The organism is Bradyrhizobium sp. UFLA06-24, assembly GCF_054967145.1.
The window spans coordinates 1-21840 of record NZ_JADFUE010000061.1; the positions used below are offsets into that span (position 1 = coordinate 1).

At 63.8% G+C, this 21840-nt stretch carries 19 protein-coding genes and 1 pseudogene; 6 read left to right on the forward strand and 14 right to left on the reverse strand.

Annotated elements, in window-relative coordinates:
• Positions 1 to 841, reverse strand: an 841-nt coding sequence (locus tag IF809_RS31235) for a 4-hydroxybenzoate 3-monooxygenase (RefSeq protein ID WP_462839457.1), incomplete at its 3' end; no start/stop codon positions are given.
• A gap of 50 nt (positions 842 to 891) precedes the next feature.
• Here IF809_RS31235 and IF809_RS31240 point away from each other — a divergent pair.
• Positions 892 to 1794, forward strand: coding sequence for a helix-turn-helix domain-containing protein (locus tag IF809_RS31240; protein ID WP_128968008.1), 903 nt, complete (start codon positions 892 to 894; stop codon positions 1792 to 1794).
• 4 nt (positions 1795 to 1798) lie between these two features.
• Here the strand turns inward: IF809_RS31240 and IF809_RS31245 are convergent, their stop codons facing one another.
• The 3 genes from IF809_RS31245 to pcaH form a co-directional block, all read right to left on the reverse strand.
• Positions 1799 to 2188 carry an SPW repeat protein gene (locus IF809_RS31245; RefSeq protein ID WP_128968009.1) on the reverse strand — a complete coding sequence of 130 codons (390 nt, stop codon included), beginning with the start codon at positions 2186 to 2188 and terminating at the stop codon, positions 1799 to 1801.
• Positions 2189 to 2355: 167 nt separating this feature from the next.
• Positions 2356 to 2982: a protocatechuate 3,4-dioxygenase subunit alpha gene (pcaG, locus tag IF809_RS31250; RefSeq protein WP_462839458.1), complete on the reverse strand. Its 627-nt coding sequence runs from the start codon at positions 2980 to 2982 to the stop codon at positions 2356 to 2358.
• A 5-nt stretch (positions 2983 to 2987) separates the two neighbouring features.
• On the reverse strand, positions 2988 to 3776 hold the full coding sequence (gene pcaH, locus IF809_RS31255; protein WP_128968011.1) for a protocatechuate 3,4-dioxygenase subunit beta: 789 nt from the start codon (positions 3774 to 3776) through the stop codon (positions 2988 to 2990).
• Positions 3777 to 3872: 96 nt separating this feature from the next.
• On the opposite strand from pcaH, the gene IF809_RS31260 reads away from it, so the two are divergent.
• The 4 genes from IF809_RS31260 (at position 3873) to IF809_RS31275 (ending at position 8612) form a co-directional block, all read left to right on the forward strand.
• On the forward strand, positions 3873 to 4802 hold the full coding sequence (locus IF809_RS31260; protein ID WP_453980264.1) for a LysR family transcriptional regulator: 930 nt from the start codon (positions 3873 to 3875) through the stop codon (positions 4800 to 4802).
• Between the two features lie 344 nt (positions 4803 to 5146).
• Positions 5147 to 5641: a hypothetical protein gene (locus IF809_RS31265; RefSeq protein WP_462839459.1), complete on the forward strand. Its 495-nt coding sequence runs from the start codon at positions 5147 to 5149 to the stop codon at positions 5639 to 5641.
• Between the two features lie 113 nt (positions 5642 to 5754).
• Positions 5755 to 7059 carry a nicotinate phosphoribosyltransferase gene (pncB, locus tag IF809_RS31270; RefSeq protein ID WP_128968014.1) on the forward strand — a complete coding sequence of 435 codons (1305 nt, stop codon included), beginning with the start codon at positions 5755 to 5757 and terminating at the stop codon, positions 7057 to 7059.
• A gap of 245 nt (positions 7060 to 7304) precedes the next feature.
• Positions 7305 to 8612, forward strand: a complete 1308-nt coding sequence (locus IF809_RS31275) for a GGDEF domain-containing protein (protein WP_453980266.1) — start codon at positions 7305 to 7307, stop codon at positions 8610 to 8612.
• Between the two features lie 15 nt (positions 8613 to 8627).
• Here IF809_RS31275 and IF809_RS31280 read toward each other — a convergent pair.
• From IF809_RS31280 to tcuA, 3 genes and pseudogenes are all read right to left on the reverse strand, one after another.
• Positions 8628 to 8975, reverse strand: a pseudogene (locus IF809_RS31280) (WHG domain-containing protein); the annotation flags it as partial.
• A 327-nt stretch (positions 8976 to 9302) separates the two neighbouring features.
• The gene (tcuB, locus tag IF809_RS31285) at positions 9303 to 10403 is read right to left on the reverse strand and encodes a tricarballylate utilization 4Fe-4S protein TcuB (protein WP_453980267.1); all 1101 of its coding nucleotides are present in this window, start codon (positions 10401 to 10403) and stop codon (positions 9303 to 9305) included.
• Positions 10390 to 11781 (reverse strand): FAD-dependent tricarballylate dehydrogenase TcuA, encoded by a 1392-nt coding sequence (tcuA, locus tag IF809_RS31290; RefSeq protein WP_462839460.1) that lies wholly within the window; start codon positions 11779 to 11781, stop codon positions 10390 to 10392. Before tcuA ends, tcuB begins: the two co-directional genes overlap by 14 nt.
• A gap of 149 nt (positions 11782 to 11930) precedes the next feature.
• On the opposite strand from tcuA, the gene IF809_RS31295 reads away from it, so the two are divergent.
• The gene (locus tag IF809_RS31295) at positions 11931 to 12614 is read left to right on the forward strand and encodes a GntR family transcriptional regulator (RefSeq protein ID WP_453980269.1); all 684 of its coding nucleotides are present in this window, start codon (positions 11931 to 11933) and stop codon (positions 12612 to 12614) included.
• 9 nt (positions 12615 to 12623) lie between these two features.
• On the opposite strand, the gene ybaK is transcribed toward IF809_RS31295, so the two are convergent.
• The 7 genes from ybaK to IF809_RS31330 all read right to left on the reverse strand — a co-directional run bounded on the left by ybaK (position 12624) and on the right by IF809_RS31330 (position 21837).
• Complete coding sequence (gene ybaK, locus IF809_RS31300) at positions 12624 to 13097, reverse strand: Cys-tRNA(Pro) deacylase (RefSeq protein WP_462839476.1); 474 nt, start codon at positions 13095 to 13097, stop codon at positions 12624 to 12626.
• A gap of 110 nt (positions 13098 to 13207) precedes the next feature.
• Positions 13208 to 15976, reverse strand: a complete 2769-nt coding sequence (gene fdhF / locus IF809_RS31305) for a formate dehydrogenase subunit alpha (RefSeq protein ID WP_462839461.1) — start codon at positions 15974 to 15976, stop codon at positions 13208 to 13210.
• Entirely contained in the window at positions 15973 to 17682 is a 1710-nt protein-coding gene (locus IF809_RS31310; RefSeq protein ID WP_462839462.1) for an NADH-ubiquinone oxidoreductase-F iron-sulfur binding region domain-containing protein, read from the reverse strand. Before IF809_RS31310 ends, fdhF begins: the two co-directional genes overlap by 4 nt.
• A gap of 250 nt (positions 17683 to 17932) precedes the next feature.
• Positions 17933 to 18214 carry a hypothetical protein gene (locus tag IF809_RS31315; protein WP_462839463.1) on the reverse strand — a complete coding sequence of 94 codons (282 nt, stop codon included), beginning with the start codon at positions 18212 to 18214 and terminating at the stop codon, positions 17933 to 17935.
• Between the two features lie 82 nt (positions 18215 to 18296).
• Positions 18297 to 19952: an OFA family MFS transporter gene (locus IF809_RS31320; RefSeq protein WP_453980273.1), complete on the reverse strand. Its 1656-nt coding sequence runs from the start codon at positions 19950 to 19952 to the stop codon at positions 18297 to 18299.
• 320 nt (positions 19953 to 20272) lie between these two features.
• Positions 20273 to 20536 carry a sulfurtransferase TusA family protein gene (locus IF809_RS31325; protein WP_128968024.1) on the reverse strand — a complete coding sequence of 88 codons (264 nt, stop codon included), beginning with the start codon at positions 20534 to 20536 and terminating at the stop codon, positions 20273 to 20275.
• A 44-nt stretch (positions 20537 to 20580) separates the two neighbouring features.
• Positions 20581 to 21837 carry a molybdopterin molybdotransferase MoeA gene (locus IF809_RS31330; RefSeq protein ID WP_462839464.1) on the reverse strand — a complete coding sequence of 419 codons (1257 nt, stop codon included), beginning with the start codon at positions 21835 to 21837 and terminating at the stop codon, positions 20581 to 20583.
• Between the last annotated feature and the right edge of the window lie 3 nt (positions 21838 to 21840).

Genomic DNA, 21840 nt, shown 5'->3' on the forward strand with positions numbered 1-21840 from the left:
GGCGGCCATAGCTCATCGGCTCCGCGACGAAGCTGCGCAGCGGCGCGATGCTCTTTTCGATCGATGGGCCGGTGACCAGTCGCGCGGCGACCTCGTCCGGTAAGCGACGCTTGAGCTCGGCCCAGAATGCATCATCCGACCAGTCCTCGACCTTGTCGGTGAGCGGCACCTGGACATAATAACGACTTAGGACCTGCGAGCGCAGCGAGCAGAGCGCGAAGCCACGGTCGTGCTTCACATAGATCAGTTCCGGAGAGACCGGCTTGGTGCGCGACAGCACCCCTAACCAGCCGAACGGATAGACCTTCTCATATTCACGCAGCACGTCCTTCGGGATCGATTTGCGGCTGACGCCGTGGAAGCCGTCGGCGCCGACGATATAGTCGCAATCGACGCGGATGGTCTCGCCGTTCGCGCGATACGTCACGTAAGGCCGATCCGATGTCAGATCATGCGGTGTCACGTCTTCCGCATTGTGCACCACCTTGCCGCCGAGACGATCGCGCGCCTCGTAGAGGTCGCGCGTCAACTCGGTCTGGCCGTAGACCAGCACGGAATTGCCGCCGGAGTGCTTGTGCAGATCGATATGGGAGAGCACGCCGTCATGAGCGATCTCGAATCCATTGTGGATTTCGCCCTCGCGGTCCATCCGCTCGCCGCATTGCGCCTCGCGCATCAGCCTGGCGAAGCCGTGCTCGAGCACGCCGGCGCGGATACGGGACAGCACGTGGTCGCGGCTGGATTTTTCCAACACGACCGTATCGATGCCTTTCAGGTGCAACAGCTGGGACAGCAGCAGCCCGGACGGCCCACCACCGATGATACAGACCTGTACTTTCATTTTTCTGTCCTCCCGTCGGCACTTTTTTGCAGATTCCGCTGACAGGACCGATGGAGGCTTTCGCCATTGTCTTGTACTATTCGAACATGAGAACCACAGCTCCCACCCCGGCCATCCGGGTCTACAATCTGTTCGGCGAGTCCGGCGACCTGCCCGACGTCGTCCATTGCGAGACGATCGCGTCCCGCTCGGTGCTGCACGACTGGACCCTTGCCGTGCACCGGCATGCCCGGCTGCACCAGGTGCTGCTGATCGAGCGCGGCGGCGGCGAAGCGACGCTCGACGGACGGGTCGTGCCCTTGAAGCCGATGCAGATCGTCAACGTGCCGGTCGGTCATGTCCACGGCTTCCGCTTCACTCCGGGAACCCAGGGCTGGGTGCTGACCATCGCTGCGGAAATCCTGGACGAGGCGCTGCTTGCCGCCGAGGGGCTGCGCGGGGTGCTGTCGAGATCGGCCGTGGTGCGCGGCACGGCGCAGATCCGCGCCACGATGAAGCAGATCTTCGCCGAGCATGCCGCACGCGATTTCGGCCGGGCGCATGTGCTGCGTGCATTATCGGCGGCCATGATCGGTCTCGTGGCACGTGCGCTCACGGGCGAGAGCGGCAGCGGCGTCAGCGCAGAGTCAAATCTATTCCGTCGCTTCGAGGCCCTGCTCGAACAGCATCATCTGGAGCGCTGGAGCGTGGCGGATTACGCGAAGGCGCTCGCGATCACGCCGACGCATCTCAACCGCATCACGCGCGCGGCAACCGGCGATACCGCCTCGCACCTGATCCTGAACCGGCTGATCCGCGAAGCGCGGCGGAACCTCGTCTACACCAACCTGCCGGTCTCGACGATCGCCTACGCACTCGGCTTCGAGGACCCCGCTTATTTCAGCAGGGTCTACACTTCGGCCACCGGGCTTTCCCCGAGCGCCTTTCGCACACAGCTCCACGACGGGGAGTAGCGCGCTATTGTCGTGCCGCCTCGTGCCCGGACTCTGCGGACATATCCTCCGGATGCCTCTTCTCGTAGTGCAGGAAGAGGTCAAGCAATGCCAAAAGCACGATGACGATGCCGAAACCGATGCTCAGATGCATCGCGCGGGTGTGCGGAAATCCGAGCAGCCAGGGCGAGGCAATCAGCCAGACGCCCATGAGAACGTTGATCCACTCCTCCCAATCACGGTAGGCGATGATGGCCGCAAGCGAGAGCACAACGATGATCGCACTCGTGATCCAAAGGTCGATCTTGCCCTGGCTGTTCGTCAGCTTGAACAGCCACGGCGATAGGAAGAGAACCGCCGCGAGAAACAGATTGTAGACGTCCGGGGCGGTTTCGCGCTCTTTCAGATTGCTCATGGAACCCTCCGCGAGGAACCTGTCGAAGCAAAGATCCAGAAGCGGTTTGGTTCCCAACCGATCGCGGCCGCTGGCTAGACTTTCGTCTGACTCACTGCCCGAAGCGATGCCGACAACAGAAACGGCCCCACCGTTGGTTGGGGCCGTTTCATTGCAGCTGGGATCAATCAGACGTCGAAGAACACCGTCTCCTCAGGCCCCTGCAAATTGATCGTGAAGGAATACACGACCTTGCCGGCACGCTCGCCACGCTTTGCGATCAGGGTCGCCCGTCGCACCGGCTGCTCGATCAGGTTGAGCACCGGGTCGGCGGCGTTGGCGGCCTCTTCATCCGAGAAATAGAGGCGCGTGTTCAATCCGATGTTGATGCCGCGCGCGACGATCCAGACGTTGACGTGCGGCGCGCATTTGCGACCCGCTTTGTCGACGATCGCGCCGGGCTTGATGGTCTCGAAAGTCACCAGCCCGCTCTCGAAGTCGGAGCCCGCGCGGCCCCAGCCGCGGAAATCCTGATCCAGCGCGCCGGCCGAGCGATCGGCCGGGTGGTTATAGCGACCGGCCGCATTGGCCTGCCAGATCTCCAGCAGCACGTCGCGCAGCGGCGTGCCGGTGCCGTCGAGCACCTTGCCTTCGAGCGTGATGCGTTCGCCCTGCGTGTTCGGCGTCACCAGCACATTGGAGAAGTTCTTTTCGAAGATGTCGAAGCCTGCCATGGCCGGGATCAGGCCGATATGGACATAGGGCCCGGCGGTCTGCGAAGCGGTTTCCTTGAGATAGTTGAGCGGCTGCGCCATGGATCTTAATTCCCCGCGGTGCGATTTTCGAAATAGGTGGAGCGCTGGCCGCGCAGGACGATGTCGAAGCGGTAGGCGAGCGAGTCGAACGGCGTCGAGGCGTTGAGGTCGAGTGGCGCCACGAGGCGATCGAGCGCGTCCTTGTCCGGGATCGTCGTCAGGATCGGGCAGATCGGGATCAGGGGGTCGCCCTCGAAATACATCTGCGTGATCAGCCGCTGCGCAAAGCCCGAACCGAACACCGAGAAATGGATATGGGCCGGTCGCCAGCTGTTGACGTAGTTGCGCCAGGGATAAGGCCCCGGCTTCACGGTGCGGAAATAATAGTAGCCGGTGTCGTCGGTCAGCGCGCGGCCGCAACCTCCGAAATTCGGATCGATCGGCGCAAGATACGTGTCCTTCTTGTGCCGGTAGCGGCCGCCGGCATTGGCCTGCCAGAACTCGACCAGCGTGTTCGGCACGCCCCGGCCAGTCTCGTCCAGCACGCGGCCATGGACGACGATGCGCTCGCCGACGGGATCCCCGTCCTTGGCGTAGTTGCGGATCAGATCGTTGTCGAGCGGGCCGAGATCGTTGTGGCCGAATACCGGTCCCGTGATTTCGGAGACAGAATTCTCCAGCGACAGCAGCGACTGGCGCGGAGAACGCAGCACGGAGGATTTGTAACCGGGGGCGTGCGCCGGCGGATGGATCGAGCGGTCGCGCTGGAAGAAAGCGCCGTCGCCAAGCGGCGGGGTCAAGGGCTCGGGGCGGTTGAGGCGGGGATCGCGCAAGGCTGGTGCTTGGGCATTCATCGGCGGTGTCTCTCCCTCTGACCGCGACCGGTGCTGGCGCGGCGTGTTGGCGAGATCATCGCCCGGGCTATTCCACAAATAAATAGATCAATTATAATGCATAGTATGAAGGAAATCGATCATTTGGCCCTCGACGGCCACGCCCTCGAGCTGTTCCTCGCCGTGTTGGAGGAGGGCTCGGTCACGTCAGCCGCCACGCGGCTCGGCCTGACCCAGTCGGCCGTCAGCCACGGACTGAACAAGCTGCGGCGCATCGCCGGCGATCCGCTGTTCGCGAAATCCGGCCGCGGCATCGTCGCGACCGCCCATGCCCAGGCACTCGCCGCAAAGGCGCGCGCGCTGATCGACGAGATGCGCAGCTTCGCCGGCGGCGTCACGTTCGAACCGGCGAGCGCGCAGCTCTCGCTGACGATCGCCGCCAACGATTTCCAGCGCGACCTGCTGCTGCCGCGCTTCTTCGAGCACGTCGCAGCGCGAGTAAAGAGCCTGAACCTGCGCGTGATCCCGTCGCAATCGCCCTCGCCGGCCATGCTGCGCGAGAATCGCTGCGACCTCCTGATCACGCCGCTGCCGCCTGTTGGCATCGACATCGTGCAGAAGCGGCTGCTGAGCGATCATTACGTCTGCTATTTCGATCCCAAGGCGCGCGCCGCCCCGGCGGGCCGCAGCGCTTATCTCGCCGCCCGTCACATCACCGTGGTCTATACCGACAACGAGCGGCTCGACTTCGACCGCCGGCTTGCGGCCAACGGCTTCCACCGCGACATCGCCATCTCGGTGCCAAGCTTCTCCGGTGTGCCGTCCTTCCTGCGCGGCTCGCAGATGTTGGCGAGCATGCCGAGCCTGCTCGCCTCCGGTGTGATGGGTGGATTCGCGCATGCGCGGATTCCGCTTGCCTCGCGCACGCGCACGCTGGCCGAGCTGCCGATGTTCATGGTCTGGCACCAGCGCTACCAGAAGGACCCCGCGCATCGCTGGATCAGGAGCCAGCTCGAAACGATCGCAGCGACGGTTGCCGGCGGCTGATCCAGGCGTCAGCACCGCTGCGGCCGATCGGCCACACCAGCGCCCGGAAATGTCGCGTCAAGCGCGGCAGCCGGACGAGTTCAACCGAACGGTTGATGCGCAATCCATGATTCCTCGCCACGGTCGCGCCACTGGTGGGACGAGGTGAATACAATGAAAAAGATTCTTGCGAAGGCGGCTCGAGCAACGGCACGCGAACGATCGGCATCGCCGGCGGCGGGCTAACGGGAACGGAAACCTTCGCGGCAGCCTACAAGGAAACTCACTGGCTTGCTGATCTTGCGATCGGGCGTGACTTTGCCGGGCGCGGCCCAGATGCACTTCAGCTCAAGGCAGGTCTTCGCGTGGCCGAGTTCACCGCCCGGAGCTCGGACTCTGATGTCCAGGCTGGCACAGGCGCCGGCGCTTCCATCACGATCGCGAATTACAACGACGCACGCGCGAGCTTCCTGGGCGCGGGCCCCCTCATCGGCCTGGAAGGCTCGGTCCGATTCGCCGGCCAATGGTCGTTCGACTATAGCGGCGACGTCGCCCTACTGTTGGGTCGGCAGCAATCGCAGATCACAGGGAGGAGCTTGTTTGTTGGCAGCCCGCCGCCCACGGTGATCGACCAGATCGGAACGGGTAACGACCGGCTGTTTGCCGGTGTGCTGAGCGCCGATATTCAGGTCGGCGCCTCTTACTGGCTGACGCAGAACCTCAAGCTTGGCGCCAGCTACCGGCTCGATGCGTTCGTCAACGTGTTCAACCAGGCCGGCTCGTCCAACGCCGGTTTCACACCGGACCGTTACACGCACGGCCCGCGCGTCACGCTGACCGGGCAGTTCGACGCGATGTAAGGCACGATTGCAGAGGATCAGTTGGGTTCGGCCGCACCAGGCCCGGCGCGCCGTGACGATGCTCCGTCCGAAATCCACTGGTTGCGCGCGGGCCGTCACGCTAGAATTCGGCCATGACAGTGACCGACATTGCGAGCCGAACCTACAATCACAGCTGGCGGCTGGATCCCATCATCCGCAGCCTGCTCGATACAGATTTCTATAAGCTGTTGATGTTGCAGATGATTCGGGATGACTATCCGGATCAGCAGGTCACATTTTCAGTCATCAACCGTTCGCGCCATGTACGCCTTGCCGAGATCATCGACGAGGGCGAACTGCGGGCCCAGCTCGACCACGCCCGGACCATCCGTTTCTCCAAGAAGGAGCTGATCTGGCTCGCCGGTAACACCTTCTACGGCAAGACCCACATGTTTTCGGCGGACTTCATCCGCTGGCTGGCCGAATTCCGCCTTCCCGAATACGAGCTGCGCAAGGTCGAGGGCCAGTACGAGCTGCATTTCCACGGGCCCTGGACCCACACCACGATGTGGGAGATTCCGGCGCTCGCCATCCTCAACGAATTGCGCTCACGTTCGGCGATGAAGGGCCGCGGCCGCTTCGAACTCGACGTGCTCTACGCCCGTGCCAAGGCCAAGCTGTGGACCAAGGTGGAGCGGCTGCGCAAGCTGGAGAATTTGCGGTTGTCCGACTTCGGCACCCGCCGCCGCCACGGCTTCCTCTGGCAGCGCTGGTGCGTTGAGGCGGTGAAGGAAGGCCTCGGCCCGTCCTTCATCGGCACCTCCAACGTGCTGCTCGCGATGGACAACGATCTCGAAGCCATCGGTACCAATGCGCATGAGCTGCCGATGGTCGCGGCCGCGCTGGCGAGGGACGACGAGGAATTGCGCTGGGCGCCCTATCGCATTCTCGATCAGTGGCGCCAGACCTATGGCGGCAATCTGCTGATCGCGTTGCCGGACGCCTTCGGCACCAAGGCGTTCCTGCGCGATGCCCCGGAATGGGTGGCCGACTGGACCGGCTTCCGCCCCGACAGCGCGCCGCCGATCCAGGCCGGCGAGGAGATCGTGGCCTGGTGGGAGAAGAAAGGCCGCAATCCCAAGGACAAGCTGCTCGTGTTCTCCGACGCGATGGACGTCGGCTCGATCGAGGAGACCTATCACCACTTCGCAGGCCGCGTGCGGCTCTCGTTCGGCTGGGGCACAAATCTCACCAACGACTTCGTCGGCTGCGCGCCGGACGGCTCGTTCAATCTCGATCCGATCTCGCTGGTCTGCAAGGTGTCGTCGGTCGACGGACGTCCGGCCGTCAAGCTCTCCGACAACCCGGAAAAGGCGACCGGCATACCCTCGGAGATCGAGCGCTATTTGCGCGTGTTCGGCAACGCCGGCCGTGTGCGCAAGCCAGTATTGGTTTAGCAGCAGCCCAGATTCTCTCGATTGCGTAAATCGGAACGGCCGGATTCGCGGTATCGGCGCGCCGATACCGCGGCGGTTCCGGCTGAGTAGCATTTGCGACGATCTGCGCGCATCTGTTTCACGTCGCTTTCACCCTGAGAGACGATCTCGCGGCTTTCTCATGTCGAGTTAAGCAGGATTCCCGCAAGGTTCGCGTTATCAGCCGAACGATCGGCTGGGTCGTTGAATGATTTGGGGAACGCAGGGTGTTTCGCAGAACAGCAACGTCGGCGAAGGAACGCAGCTTCCTTCACGCGATCAAGCTCGTCTCGCCGTTCGTGATGGTCGTCGTGCTGCAGGCGGCGATCGCCGGATTCAGCCTGGAGGTGATGTCGTCGGTTCGCGCATATGTCGCGGGCGAGGCGATGTGGTCGCGTTCGCAGAAGAACGCCGTCTATTTCCTCAATCTCTATCTGCATTCGGGGGAAGCCAGCCAGTTTGCACGATACCGGACCTCGCTCGCCGTCCCCATCGGCGATGAGTATGCAAGATGGGCGCTCGAGAGTGATCCGGTCGACATCGAGACCGCGCGCATCGGCTTCCTGCAAGGCGGCAACCACCCGGACGACGTTCCTGGCCTGATCTGGCTGTTCCGCTATTTCAACCAGGTCAGCTTTCTCAAGGAGGCGATTCGGGAGTGGGCTGCCACCGATCCGATGCTGCTGGAGCTCAGCGTGTTCGGTGAAGTCATCCGGAGTGAACTGAAGGACGGCCCCATCAGAGACAGCGGTCGCCGGCAGTTCCTCTCGTCACGGCTCTCGGAGTTGAACAGGCAGTTCACGGGGCATGCCGAGCGGTTCTCAACGGTCCTGGGCGAAGGCTCCCGCACCATCAAACTGACTCTGACTTGGCTGAACATCGCGACCGCCGCGATCTTGATCCTGCTCCTGATCTGGCACACACGGCGACTGGTGCTGCAAAGGCTGGCATTCGAGGACGCATTGCATGCGGAAAAGGATCGTCTCGCCTTTCAAGCCTCGCATGACTGGCTGACAGGTATCGCGAACCGGCGAGCCTTCGAGGCGCGACTTCAGAGCGAGCTCGATGGCCGCAGCGAGCGCTCGCTGAGCCTGATCCTGCTCGACCTCGACCAGTTCAAGGCCGTCAACGACAACTGCGGCCATCTCGCCGGCGATCGGCTGCTGTGTCAGGTCGCACGCCTGTTGCAGCAGGACCGGCGGTCATACGACGTGGTCGCCCGACTCGGCGGTGACGAATTCGGGCTGATCCTGCCGCAATGTCCGCCATACGAGGCCGTCGATATTGCCGAGCGGCTGCGACGGTCGCTTGAAGGGTTCAGCTTCGCCTGGGACGATCGCTGCTTTGCCGTGACTGCCAGCATCGGCGTTGCCTGCATCGCCGAGGGCAGCACCACGCTCGAGGAAGCGATGCGCCGGGCGGATGCCGCCTGTTATCGCGCCAAGGAAAAGGGTCGCAACCGGGTTCAAGTCGACAACGGCAAACCGGATGTCGTTCTCGTCGCCCCAAGGCCCCGCGAAGCCGCTCGCGCGTGACGGCGATCGTCGCCGTTATCGTGCCGGCAGGATCCCGAGACCGACGAGATGCGCGTCCAGGAATTGCGTGACCTGCTGGCGCAGCATCTGCGGAGGCACGGCGACCATGCGCTCTTCGAGCCCGAGCGAGATGATCCCATGCACGGCGGAAAACAGGGTGCGCGAGAGCAGCGCAATCTTGACGTCGTCCGCCTCGGGGAGGACCCGCATGAGCGGTGGGTGCATCAAGGCGAAAGCATCCATCACCATCTGCAGGATGTCGTCCGGATAAGGACGGTCGTCCTCCATCCGATGCTCGAACAGCGAGCGCAGCAGATTGGCGTGCTCGGCGAAGAAGTCCAGATAGGTATCGGCAGCGAGGTCGCCGATCTCCTGAGCGGGTCTCGACTCTACCGCGCCGTCTATGGGCCACCGGGCTCGAGCTCACGACGGCACCCCGGCCGGACGCCCTGCCCGAAGTGGACTATCCCTTCGGTGTGATCGCGGGCAGCCGCTCATCGATGCGCTCGCCGGTCTGTCGTCCTGCCCAAGCCGAATGACGGGAGGGTCTCAGTTTAAAGCGCAATGCTGGGCGGTATGGCCGACCATATCGTCGTGAAGACCTCCCGTACAGGATTGCCCCGCGACCACGTCGCGATGGATCACACGATCGCGTTTCTTCGCAACTACCGCTTTAGCCGAGCCTGACGGCTAAGCCGCGGTCCGGCGCTCCTGGGCATAACGCACCAGCGCCGCGAAGCGATAGATCCCGTGCACAAACTTGCCGTAGGGCATGGTGATAAACAGCGCGAAGACTGCGCCGAGATGCAGCGCCAGCAGCGGTCCCATCGCCGAGGTCTCGCGCAAGAACAGAAGCAGCATGCCGGTGAGGCCGGTGAGGAACAGCATGGCAATGAAGCCGACATCCATTCCGTAGCTGATCTCGTCGAGCAGTGCCGGATCGCGTCGCATCTTGGCCGCGAACAGGCCGATCGGGCCAACGACAAGGCCGATGCCGCCGAGCGTGCCGAGCACAACCGGCAGATCCCACCATGGATACGGCGCCTCGCGCCCGAGCAGGTAGTGATAGAGCGTGGCCACCGAGGTTGCAGCGAAGCACAGCAGGAAGCCGTAGAAGGTCAGGTGATGGAAGAGCTTCCGCCGGTCGGTCGGCTTGTCGTCCTCGTTGTAGCAACCGACACCGCCGCCATCGAGATAGCGCAGTTCGCCGGCATCGCGGATCGCCTGGAAGATGGAGCCCCCGTCGGCATGGCCGCCGATGGGCGTGCCGATCTCGCGCCAGAATGCGCGCACGCTCATGACCAGCGCCAGGATCGCAAAGAGAAACGCAGCGCTGAACAGCGCGGCCATCGCGTTGTGCGGCATCAATCTGTAGAAGGCGCCGGGCCCGGTGTGCACACCGAAAAGCACGCTGCTATCATTCAGTGCCGCAAAGCCGAGAATGAAGGCGCCCATGCTGATCGCGACGAGGATGCTGAGGACCAGCCCGTTGCGCGCGAAGGCGCCGGACAGCGCCTTGGGCCAGGCATAGGCCGCATAAGACTCGGCGCGCGCGACCGCGAGTGTCTTCGGAACGTTCACGTTGAATTCGTGCGGCGGCGAGAATTGGCAATCGACGTAGCAGGCACCGCAGGCATGGCAGAGATTGGCAAGATAGTTGAGGTCGCCGTCGGAGAAGGCGCGACGCATTTCCATGGCAGGAAACACCGCGCAAAGACCCTCGCAGTAGCGACAGGAATTGCAGACCGTCATCAGACGGTCGGCTTCATCGAGAATCCTAGTTCCGTGCATGTTTCGCCGCTTCCCGTCCTGCGATCCGCCCGAACACGCTGCCGATGGTCATGCCCATGCCGGCCGCGTAACCCTTGCCGAGCACGTTGCCGGCCATGATCTCGCCGGCGGCGAACATGTTGGCCGACGGTTTGCCGTCAGCCATCAGCATCCGCGCTTCCTTGGTCACGCGCGTGCCGAGATAGGTGAAGGTGATGCCCGGCCGCACTGGATAAGCAAGATAAGGCGGCGTTTCGATCTTGCGCGCCCAATGAGTCTTGGGCGGCGTGATGCCTTCGGTGCGGCAATCGTCCAGAATGGTGTGGTCGAACGTGCCTGATAGCACCGCGGCGTTGAACTCGGTGATGGTCTTTTCCAGAGCGGCCGGATCGAGTTCGAGCTTGCCGGCAAGCTCCGCGATGGTCTGTCCCGCGATCGGCGGGAACAGCGTCGGCATGAAGCTGGTGACGACGGTTGAATCGAAGATGATGTAGGCGATCTGGTCGGGCTGCGCCGCGACCAGCCGGCCCCAGATCGCGTAGCGCTTCGGCCAGATGTCCTCACCCTCGTCGTAGAAGCGCCGGGCATGCTTGTTGACGACGATACCAAACACCACGGAGTCATGGCGCGTGATGATACCGCCGTCGAACTTCGGCGCGCGGGCGTCGATCGCGACCGCGTGGCACTGGGTGGGATCGCCGACCTGCTGTACGCCCTTGTCGAGCAGCATCTTCAGGATCGAGCCGCGATTATGGGGCGTACCGCGGATCAGGAAATTATCGGCAGCCTCGCCCCAATACTGCTTCAGCCATTCGATGTTGGCTTCGAAGCCGCCGGCGGCGGCCACAAGCGAGGTCGCGCGGATCTCGGTCTCGCCGTTGATCGGCCGCTTCAAGCGAGCGGCGAGGAACATGCCGTCCTCGATCACAAGGTCGGTGACTTCGGCGTCGTATTCGATGGCGACACCAAGACGTTCGGCGGTCAGATACAGCGCGTTCAGCATCGCCCGGCCGCCGCCGAGGAAGAAGGAGTTGGTGCGGCCGAGACTCAGCGTCCCGCCAAGCGAGGGTTGCCAGCGAACGCCCTGCTCCACGATCCAGTTCAGGATGTCCTTGGACTCGCGGATCATGTGACGGGCAAGCACCTCATCGGTCTGCCCGCCGGTGACGCGCAGCAGGTCCTCCCAGAACTCCTCCTCGGTGTAGGGGCCGGTCAGGATCTCGGTCGCGGCATCGTGGGCACAACGCATGTTGCGGGTGTGGCGGGTGTTGCCGCCCCGATAGAATTTGGGCGCGCCTTCGAGCACCAGCACCGAGGCGCCGCTGCGGCGCGCCGCGATCGCCGCGCACAGCGCCGCGTTGCCCCCGCCGATCACCAGCACATCGTATTTGCTGCTCATGCCGTCTGCCCGATGCGACGAGGTTGGAGACATTCTGCCCGCCCGCGGCCCAGGTCAACCGGTCCACCATTGCGTACTTTTGTATACAAAGATATACATATGCGGTGCAAGCGGCATCTCTGCATGGGCAGAATGCAGCGTGAGGGACCATGGCCAGGCGACCGGCAAAGGCAGGCGGATCGATCGTGCGCGGCGAAGGAGTCGCGCTGGGCGAAGCCGTGTTCCGCTCGCTCTGCGAGGCGCTCCAGGCCGGCAGCTACCGCGCCGGCGACCGCCTGCGCGAGGAGGAAGTGGCGCAGCGGCTCAAGGTCAGCCGCACGCCGGTGCGCGAAGCCCTGGGCCGTCTCGCAGCGCGTGGCTTCGTCGAGCCCGCCGGCGGCCGCGGGCTGATCGTTCGTAACCTCGATATCTCGGAAGTGCTCGAGCTCTACGCCATGCGCGAGATCATGGAAGGCGCCGCGGCGCGCCTGGCGGCTGAACATGCCTCGGCGCCCGAGATCGACGCACTGAGGGATATCGAGCAGGCTTTTGTTGAGGCGTCCGAGACCGACGCCACTGAGATGGCAAGGCTGAACCGCGCCTTTCACGAAGCGGTCTGCCGCGCTGCTCGCAACCGCTATCTCGACAATGCCTCGCGCGAATTGCAGGACTGGATCGCCCTGCTCGGCCCAACCACTTTCACGGTGACGGGGCGCCCCTCGACCAGCCACGCCGAACATCAGGCCATCATCGAGGCCATCGCCAAGCGCGACGGCGACAAGGCCGAGCAGCTCGCGCGCGCTCATATCCGCGAGGCGCTGCGCTGCCGGCTCAAGCTGCTGCAGAAGCAGTAGACGAGACGCTTACGCCAGGACGTCCGCCACGACCGCCTTCACGACATCCCGCACATCGGCTGGCTTCATCCGCACCTGCAAGCCGCGTTGACCGCCATTGAGATAGACGAGCTCATGCGCAAGCGCGCTCTGCTCGATCACGGTGCCGACCTGCTTGCGCTGTCCGAATGGGCTGATGCCACCGACCTTGTAGCCGGTGACGCGCTCGGCCTCCGGCGGCTTCATCATCTGCGCCGACCTGCCGCTCACGGCTGCGGCGAGCTTCTTCATCGAGACTTCCTGGTCGGACGGGACAATCACGCAGACCGGCTTGCCGTCGGCCAGCGCCATCAGCGTCTTGAGCACGCGCGCCGGATCCTCGCCGAGGGCGGCGGCGGCCTGAAGCCCGATGCTCTCGGCGTCGGGATCGTAGTCGTATGTATGAATGGTGAAGGCAATACCGGCGGACGTGAGCGCGCGGGTGGCGGGGGTGACTTTGGAGATGGGTGACGTTTACCACCGTCATTGCGAGGAGCGAAGCGACGAAGCAATCCAGAATCCCACCAAGGAGACAATCTGGATTGCTTCGCTAGGCTCGCAATGACCGCCGTGGCCTACTCCGCCGCGTCCCGCATCTCCGCGCGCTCGGCACGCGCGGCGCAGAACTTGAACTCCGGGATCTTGCCGAACGGATCGAGCGCCGGGTTGGTCAACAGGTTCGCCGCCGCCTCCGCATAGCAGAACGGCATGAACACCATGTTCTCCGGCACGTCCCGGTCCGAGCGGACCTTGACCTCGACGGCGCCGCGGCGGGTCTCGAGGCGGATGAAATCGCCGGGCACCAGCTTCTTCTTGCGCATGTCCTTCGGCGACATGAACGCAACGGCCTCCGGCTCGATCTGGTCCAGCACCTGCGCACGTCGCGTCATCGAGCCGGTGTGCCAGTGCTCCAGCACGCGGCCGGTCGAGAGCACCATCGGATATTCGTCGTCCGGCACTTCGTCCGGCGGAATGACATGGGCCGGCACGATCTTGCCGCGACCGCTCGCGGTCGGGAAGCCCGTGGTGAAGATGATCTCGTTGCCGGGCTTGTTCGGATCGTCGGCCGGATAAGTCACCGCGCCTTCGCGCACCAGTCGCTCCCAACTGATATTCTTCAGCGACGGCATCAGCTCGGCCATCTCGGTGTAGACATCACCCGGGCCGGCATAATTCCAGGGCAAGCCCATGCGCTTGCCGATCTCCTGGATGATCCAGAGATCCTGCCGCGCATCGCCGGGCGGCTTGATCACCTGGCGCGCGAGCTGCACGCGGCGATCGGTGTTGGTGAAGGAGCCGTCCTTCTCGGCGAAGGCGGAGGCCGGCAGGATGACGTCGGCGTGGAACGCGGTCTCGGTAACGAAGAGATCCTGCACCACGAGGTGATCGAGCATCGCGAGCGCCTGGCGCGCATGCTGCAGGTCAGGATCCGACATCGCGGGATTCTCGCCCTCGATATACATGCCCTTGATCTCGCCGGCGTGGATCGCGTTCATGATCTCGACCACGGTCAGGCCGCGGACGGGATCGAGATCCTGCTGCCAGAGCTTTTCGAAACTGCCCCGCAGATCGTCGCGGCCGACCGGCTGGTAGTCCGGCAGGAACATCGGGATTAGCCCGGCGTCGGAGGCCCCTTGCACATTGTTCTGGCCGCGCAGCGGATGCAGGCCGGTGCCGGGCCGACCGACCTGGCCGGTGATCAGCGCCAGCGCAATCAGGCAGCGCGCATTGTCGGTGCCGTGGACATGCTGGCTGATGCCCATGCCCCAGAAGATGATCGACGATTTCGCGCGCGCGTAGGTGCGCGCTACCTCGCGCAGAGTCTGCGCCGGGATGCCGCAGATCGCCTCCATCTTCTCCGGCGTGAACTCCTTGATCCTCTCCTTGAGGGCCTCAAAACCTTCGGTGTAGCCGGCGATGTATTGATCGTCGGTGAGGCCTTCGGTGATGATCGTGTTGATCATCGCGTTCAGCATGGCGACGTCCGAGCCCGGCTTGAACTGGAGGTGCTTGGTCGCGTGACGCGACAATGTCTGCCGGCGCGGATCCATCACGAACAGCTTGGCGCCGTTCTGCTTGACCGCATTCTTGATGAAGGTCGCGGCGACCGGATGGTTCACGGTCGGGTTGGCACCGATCACGATGATCACCTCGGCGTCCATCGCCGCCGAGAACGGCGCCGACACCGCGCCCGAACTCAGGCCTTCGAACAGCGCCGCCACCGACGAGGCGTGGCACAACCGGGTGCAATGATCGACATTGTTCGAGCCGAATCCGGTGCGCACAAGCTTCTGGAACAGATAGGCCTCTTCGTTCGAGCCCTTGGCCGAGCCGAAGCCGGCCAGCGCCTTCACCCCCTTCTCGTCACGAATCTTGACGAGACCCTTGGCGGCAACGTCGAGCGCTTCATCCCAGCTTGCTTCACGGAAATGCGTGAAGGGATTGGCCGGATCGACCTGATCGTTGGCGTCTTTCTTCGCATTCGGCAGCCGAACCAGCGGCTTTGTCAGGCGATGCGGATGGTGGATGTAGTCGAAGCCGAAACGGCCCTTGACGCAAAGACGGTTGTGATTGGCGGGACCGTCGCGGCCTTCCGCATAGATCACCTTCTCGTCCTTGACCTCGTAGGTGACCTGGCAGCCGACGCCGCAGAACGGACAGAGCGAATCCACCTTCCTGTCGGCATAAGTTACGCGGGTCTGCTTCTCGTCGAGCATCACGGCCGGCATCAACGCGCCGGTGGGGCAGGCCTGCACGCATTCCCCGCAGGCGACACAAGTGGACTCGCCCATGGGATCGTCGAAGTCGAACACGATCTTGGCGCTGGCGTTGCGGTAAGCCATGCCGATGACGTCATTGACCTGGACCTCGCGGCAGGCGCGCACGCAGAGGCCGCACTGGATGCAGGCATCGAGATTGACGCGCATCGCCGGATGGCTGGCGTCGGCCGCCCAGCGCTCGGCAGCGGGGAAGCGGCTCTCGGTGACGCCCGTTGCCTCGGCCCAGTGCCAGAACTTCGATTCCGGATCGTGGCTGGTCTCGCGCGCCGGCTGGTCGGCGACCAGGAGCTCCATCACCATTTTCTGCGCGGCAGTCGCGCGCGCCGACTCGGTCTTGACCTTCATGCCGACCGACGGCGTGCGCTTGCACGAGGCTGCGAGCACGCGCTCACCCTCGATCTCGACCATGCAGGCGCGGCAATTGCCGTCGGGGCGGTAGTCGGGCGCTGGCGAATAGCACAGATGCGGGATGTCGCGGCCCTGGCGTTTTGCAACCTGCCAGATCGTCTCGCCGGGCTGGGCCTCGACCTGCTTGCCGTCGAGCTCGAACGTAATCTTCGTCATTCGGCCGCTTCCTTGAACTCGTCAGGGAAATATTTGATCACGGAGGACAGCGGATTCGATGCCGCCTGTCCCAGCCCGCAGATCGAGGCATCGCGCATCGCCTGGCTCAATTCTTCCAGAAGTGCGCGGTTCCAGACCGGCTTCTGCATCAGCTGCGCCGCCTTCTGGGTTCCGACGCGGCACGGCGTGCACTGGCCGCAGCTCTCGTCCTCGAAGAACTTCATCAGGTTCAGCGCCGCCGCGCGCACGCTATCCTTCTGCGACAGGATCACGATCGCCGCCGAGCCGATGAAGCAGCCGTATTTCTCCAGCGTGCCGAAATCGAGCGGGATGTCGTCCATCGAGGCTGGCAGGATGCCGCCGGAAGCGCCGCCCGGGAGGTACGCGTAGAATTGATGGCCGTCGGCCATGCCGCCGCAATATTCGTCGATCAATTCGCGCACGGTGATGCCCGCGGGCGCCAGCTTCATGCCGGGATTCTTGACGCGTCCCGAGACCGAGAAGCTGCGCAGGCCATGACGCTCATGGCGGCCATTTCCCTTCCACCAGTCGGCGCCTTTCTCGACGATGTCGCGCACCCACCACAACGTCTCGATATTGTTGATCAGCGTCGGAAGGCCGAACAGGCCGACCTGGAACGGATACGGCGGCTTGTGCCGGGGCAGGCCGCGCTTGCCCTCGATGCTCTCCAGCAGCGAGGACTCCTCGCCGCAGATATAGGCGCCGGCGCCGCGACGCATGTGCAGCGTCGGACCGCCCGGCGGAAGCTTGGCGATCTCGCGCATCAGGATCTCGCGCGAGGCCGGATATTCGTCGCGCAGATAGATGTAGACGTCAGAGGCCTGCACCACATGCGCGCCGATCAGCATGCCTTCGATGAAGCGATGCGGATCGCTTTCGAGATAGACGCGATCCTTGAACGTGCCGGGCTCGCCCTCGTCGCCGTTGATCGCCATCAGCCGCGGACCGGGCTCCCCTAACACCGCCCGCCATTTGCGGCCCGTCGGGAAGCCGGCGCCGCCGAGGCCGCGCAGCGACGCGTCGTCGAGTGCCTTCAGCAGATCGTCTTTCGAGAGCTCACCCGAGCGCACGCGGCCCAGCAGCTTGTAGCCGCCACCGGCGACATAGGCATCGTAATCGACATAGTTGGGCAGATGCGCGTGCGTGTCGCCGGTTTTCACGACGGCCATGACATTGTCAACGGTCGCATGGTCGACGAAGTTGTGTCCGACTTCAGCAGCCGGCGCCGTATCACAGCGTCCGACACAAGGTGCGCGCACGACGCGAATGCCGAGGCCTGACGCACTCTGCAGATCCTCGAGCAGCTTTTCGCCGCCGAGCATGGCGCAAGTCAGCGAATCGCAGACGCGGATCGTCAGCGGCGCAATGTCGGGCTCGCCTTCCTTCACCACGTCGAAATGCGCGTAGAAGGTCGCGGTCTCGAACACTTCGGCGAAGGCGAGCTTCATCTCGTCGGCGAGCGCAGCAAGATGCGCGGCCGAGATCCGGTGATATTTGTCCTGGATCAGGTGCAGATATTCGATCAGCAGATCGCGCCGTCGCGGACGGTCGCCGAGCAATTGCTCGATCTCGTGCGAAGCGGTCGGATCGACCTGTCGTCCTTTGGGCGTCGCTTTGGCGCGCCGGCGCCCCTCACCCGGATGCTCGAATTCTCTGACCTTGTGAACGTCGTCGTTGCTGCTCATGGAAACGTCGCGTTCTCCTCAAAAGCGCGATGATCTCAGGCTTGGACCGCCATCGCGATCTGCCCTCATTTCCGGGCTCAAATCGATGGAACCGCGTACTTCCGCGTCCTTGAATCGAGCCTTACTCCGCTCAACTCTAGTCTCTGGTATACCAGAGGGGCAAGTAGATTTAGAACGTCTCTATAATGATTTAGGGGGCGGACAGCCGCCCTGCCACGCCCCCTTCCGCAAACTCAACGCGGAACCCGGCTCAAGTCTTGTCCATGCAGTCCTGAATGTAGAACCAGCGATCATCGCCGGTCAGTCCCTTGGCCTTCACCTCGGCACGGCAGGCCTTCAGCTTCGGCTTGTTGGCTGCCCAGGTGGCCTTCATCTGTTTCAGCTTCTGCATGGTGAGCTTGATCTTGCCCGGCGGCTTGGCGGCAGTGGTCGCGGCAGGCGCCGGCGCAGGCGCTGTCGCGGTCTGGGCCGATGCGGTGTGAAGGCTTGCCGCCAACATCATGGCGGCAAGGCAGATACGGGTGCGAAGCATAAGAATCCCCCTAGATCCCATTCTCAATGTGTTTGCAGACGAGCGCCGCGGGATGCGCAAGCTCCCGCGGCGGTATGGGCGATCAGAAGATAGCCCAGGCGCTCTGGAGGGTCTTGTACACACCCCATGCCAGCGGAATGCCGACGAAGGCCCAAAACAGCGCGGCCCTGCCGTCCAACCCGCCCTTGCCGATGCCGAAGGAGCCATGCTGGATGCCGGCTTCGGTCTTGGCACTCGCCGCCTGAAGCCTCGCAACCTCCTGATTGCTCATGTACCACTTCGGATCGACCGGCTTGATCAGGTAGTTGCAGATGATGCCCGCGATCAGCATCGCGCAGAGAATGTACATGGTCGTGTTGTAGAGCTGGTCACGCGGCACGCCCGCCGCGAGCTGGAACTCGCGGATGTAGTTCACCACGACGGGGCCGATGATGCCCGCTGTCGACCAAGCCGTCAGCAGCCGGCCGTGAATAGCCCCGACGAACTGGGTTCCGAACATGTCGGCGAGATAAGCCGGCACGGTCGCAAAGCCGCCCCCGTACATCGAGAGGATGATGCCGAAGCCGAGCACGAAGAGAAGCTTCGATCCCATCGCTGCAAAGGTCGGCGCCAGCGCGTAGAGCACGATGCCGAGGATGAAGAACGTGTAGTAGGTGTTCTTGCGGCCCATATAGTCGGACAGCGAGGCCCAGAAGAACCGGCCGCCGATGTTGAACAGCGAGAGCAGGCCGGCAAAGCCCGCCGCGATGCCGGCGATGACGGTCTTCTGTTCAACCGAGAGCTGACCGAAGGTGAGCTCCGGATGCCCGATCAACTTGCCGGCAAAGATTTCCTGGAGCATCGGCGAGGCCATGCCGATCACGCCGATGCCGGCCGACACGTTCAAACACAGCACCCACCAGATCAACCAGAATTGCGGCGTCTTGTGCGCGTTGTCGAGGTGGACATGATGCTCCGTGATCATCGACTTCTTTTCGCTCGGCGGAGTCCAGCCCTCGGGCTGCCAGCCAGCCGGCGTCACGCGATACGCGAAGGCACCGATCGTCATGAAGACGAAATAGACGAGGCCCATCACGACGAAGGTCTGCCATACACCGACGTCGGTCGAGGATTTGAAGTAGTTGATCAGCAGATTGGCGAACGGAGCGCCGATCATCGCACCACCGCCAAAGCCCATGATGGCCATGCCGGTCGCCATGCCGCGGCGATCGGGAAACCACTTGATCAGCGTCGACACCGGCGAGATGTAGCCGAGGCCGAGCCCGACGCCGCCGATGACGCCGGCCCCGAGCCACATGATCCAGAGCTGATGGACGTAGACGCCGAGCGCGCCGATCAGGAGCCCGCCGCCCCAGCAAAGCGCGGCAACGAAGCCCGCCTTGCGCGGACCGGCGCGTTCAAGCCAGCCGCCCCAGATCGCCGCGGAGACGCCGAGCAAGACGAAGAACAGGGTGAACATCCACCCCAGGCTCGCGACCTTCCAATCGCAGGTCGTGGTGAAGAGCTCTTGCCACAGCGACATATCGGGGCAGGCCTTCGGCGCGGTGAGGCCGATCGCGCGCGACAGCGGGAGCCAGAACACGGAGAAGCCGTAGGCCATGCCGATGCAGAGATGGATGCACAGCGCCGCCGGCGGCACCAGCCAGCGATTGAAGCCGGCCTTCGCCACTGTATGTTCGCGATCAAGAATTCCCGCGCCAGCACCCGAAATGCTTCCAGTGCCCTCAATTGTCGTCATGCACTCCTCCCCTGCAGCTGCCCTTCTGAGCAACCTGCCGCTACGATCCTGTTCCTCAGCCCATTGCGACGCAGCTGTTGTCCCTGCTGCTCCGCACAATCACCCGACGCGCGCCAGGACCGTCACGCGCATCTGAAAAAGATAACCCCTCGACTGGGGCTCTATGCCCCATCCTATATGCAGGCTTCGTGCGTGGCCCGCTGATCCGCGTAACGCGGACAAGACTCAACCTCCGCGCCTGCGCGGACAAAGTCAATTGGGGCAGAAGGCGTGATCGATGTCGATAGATAAAAGGTCGGTATCAGCGCGGTCACGCGCGCTCAAGAACGCAGCGCAGCATTGGCATCGCCTATCGAACCATTCGCTTTTTCTATCAAGAAGACGATGCGCGCGTCGTTGCGCTCGGTGATCTCCACCGTGTCGCCGGTCTCGCGGATCAGGTTGGGAATGTCAATCACCGACAGCGGATCGGTGCAGTGCACCTCAAGTTGATCGCCCGGCCGCAAGGGCTTTAGCGCCTTGCGTGTTTTCAAGGCTGGAAGCGGGCATTTCAGCCCGGTGAGATCGAGCGTCGTTCGGGTCATGTGCGCAACATGGCGGGAGGAAACCAGGGCGTCAACGCAGGGGCTCAGATCAGGCCTGCATAGGACAGGAAACCTACGCTCTCGCCCAGTTCGACGCGCGTGATGTCTTCGCCCAGCTCGATCAGTCCGTCGGTCTCCACCAACGACGAGAGCAGCCCGGCACCTTCGCGCGGAAACTTGACCGCTTCCAGCGCACCATCCTGCGCGCGCCGCAAGGATGCGCGCACGTATTCGCGACGACCCGGCTTCTTTTTGTAAGTGAACGCCGCGCGCAGCGGGATCGGCAACAGCGGCTCCGGCAGACTGCCGGCAAGCGCCAATGCGGTCGGACGCACCACATGGACGAAAGTGACGAAACTTGCGACGGGGTTGCCGGGCAGTCCGACCAACGGCGTGCCATCGATGATGCCCATCGCCACAGGCCGGCCCGGCTTGATCGCCATCCGCCACAGCACGAGCGAGCCGACGCTTTCGACGGCCGCCTTGACGTGGTCTTCCTCGCCGGTCGAGACGCCCCCGGTGGTGAGGATCAGATCGTGCGCGCCCGCCACCTGCTTCAATCCATTCGCCAGCGAGTTGCGCTCGTCGCGCAAGATGCCGAGATCGCTGACCTCGCAGCCAAGCCGGCGCAGCATCGCCATCAGCATGAAACGGTTGGAATCGAACAGCTGCGAAGCCGCGCGGGGCTCGCCGGGTGAAGCCAGTTCGTCGCCGGTGGAGAACACCGCGACACGGATGCGCCTGACGACGTCAAGCCGGGTCAGGCCGAACGCCGCGGCGAGCGCAACGTGCTGCGGCCGCAGCCGCTGGCCGGCGCGCAGCGCAATCTGCCCCAGCGGGATATCCTCTCCTGCCGGCCGAACATTGGCACCCCGCTTCAGCCCGGATGGCAACACGACCCTGCCTGATTCATCGATGCGGACATCTTCCTGCATGAAGACGGTCTCGGCACCCGGCGGCATCGGCGCGCCCGTGAAGATGCGGGCGGTGTGGCCAGGCCTGATCGGCACTCGGGCAAGGCCGCCGGCCTGGATGCGGCCATCGAGCGGGAACGCCCGCTCTGTTGTCTCGGGGAGATCGGCATCGCCGACGGCGTAGCCGTCGACAGCCGAGTTGGTGAAAGGCGGCAGCGGCAGGGGCGCCGCGATATCGTGCGCCAACACGCGCCCGTCGGCCTCAATCAGCGTCACCGTCTCGACATCGGCGATCGCGCTGACACGGGCCGTGATCAGGCCAACGGCCTCGTCGACCGACATCATCGGTCCACCGAAAGCAAAACAATCATCCGACAGTTGCGCCATGGT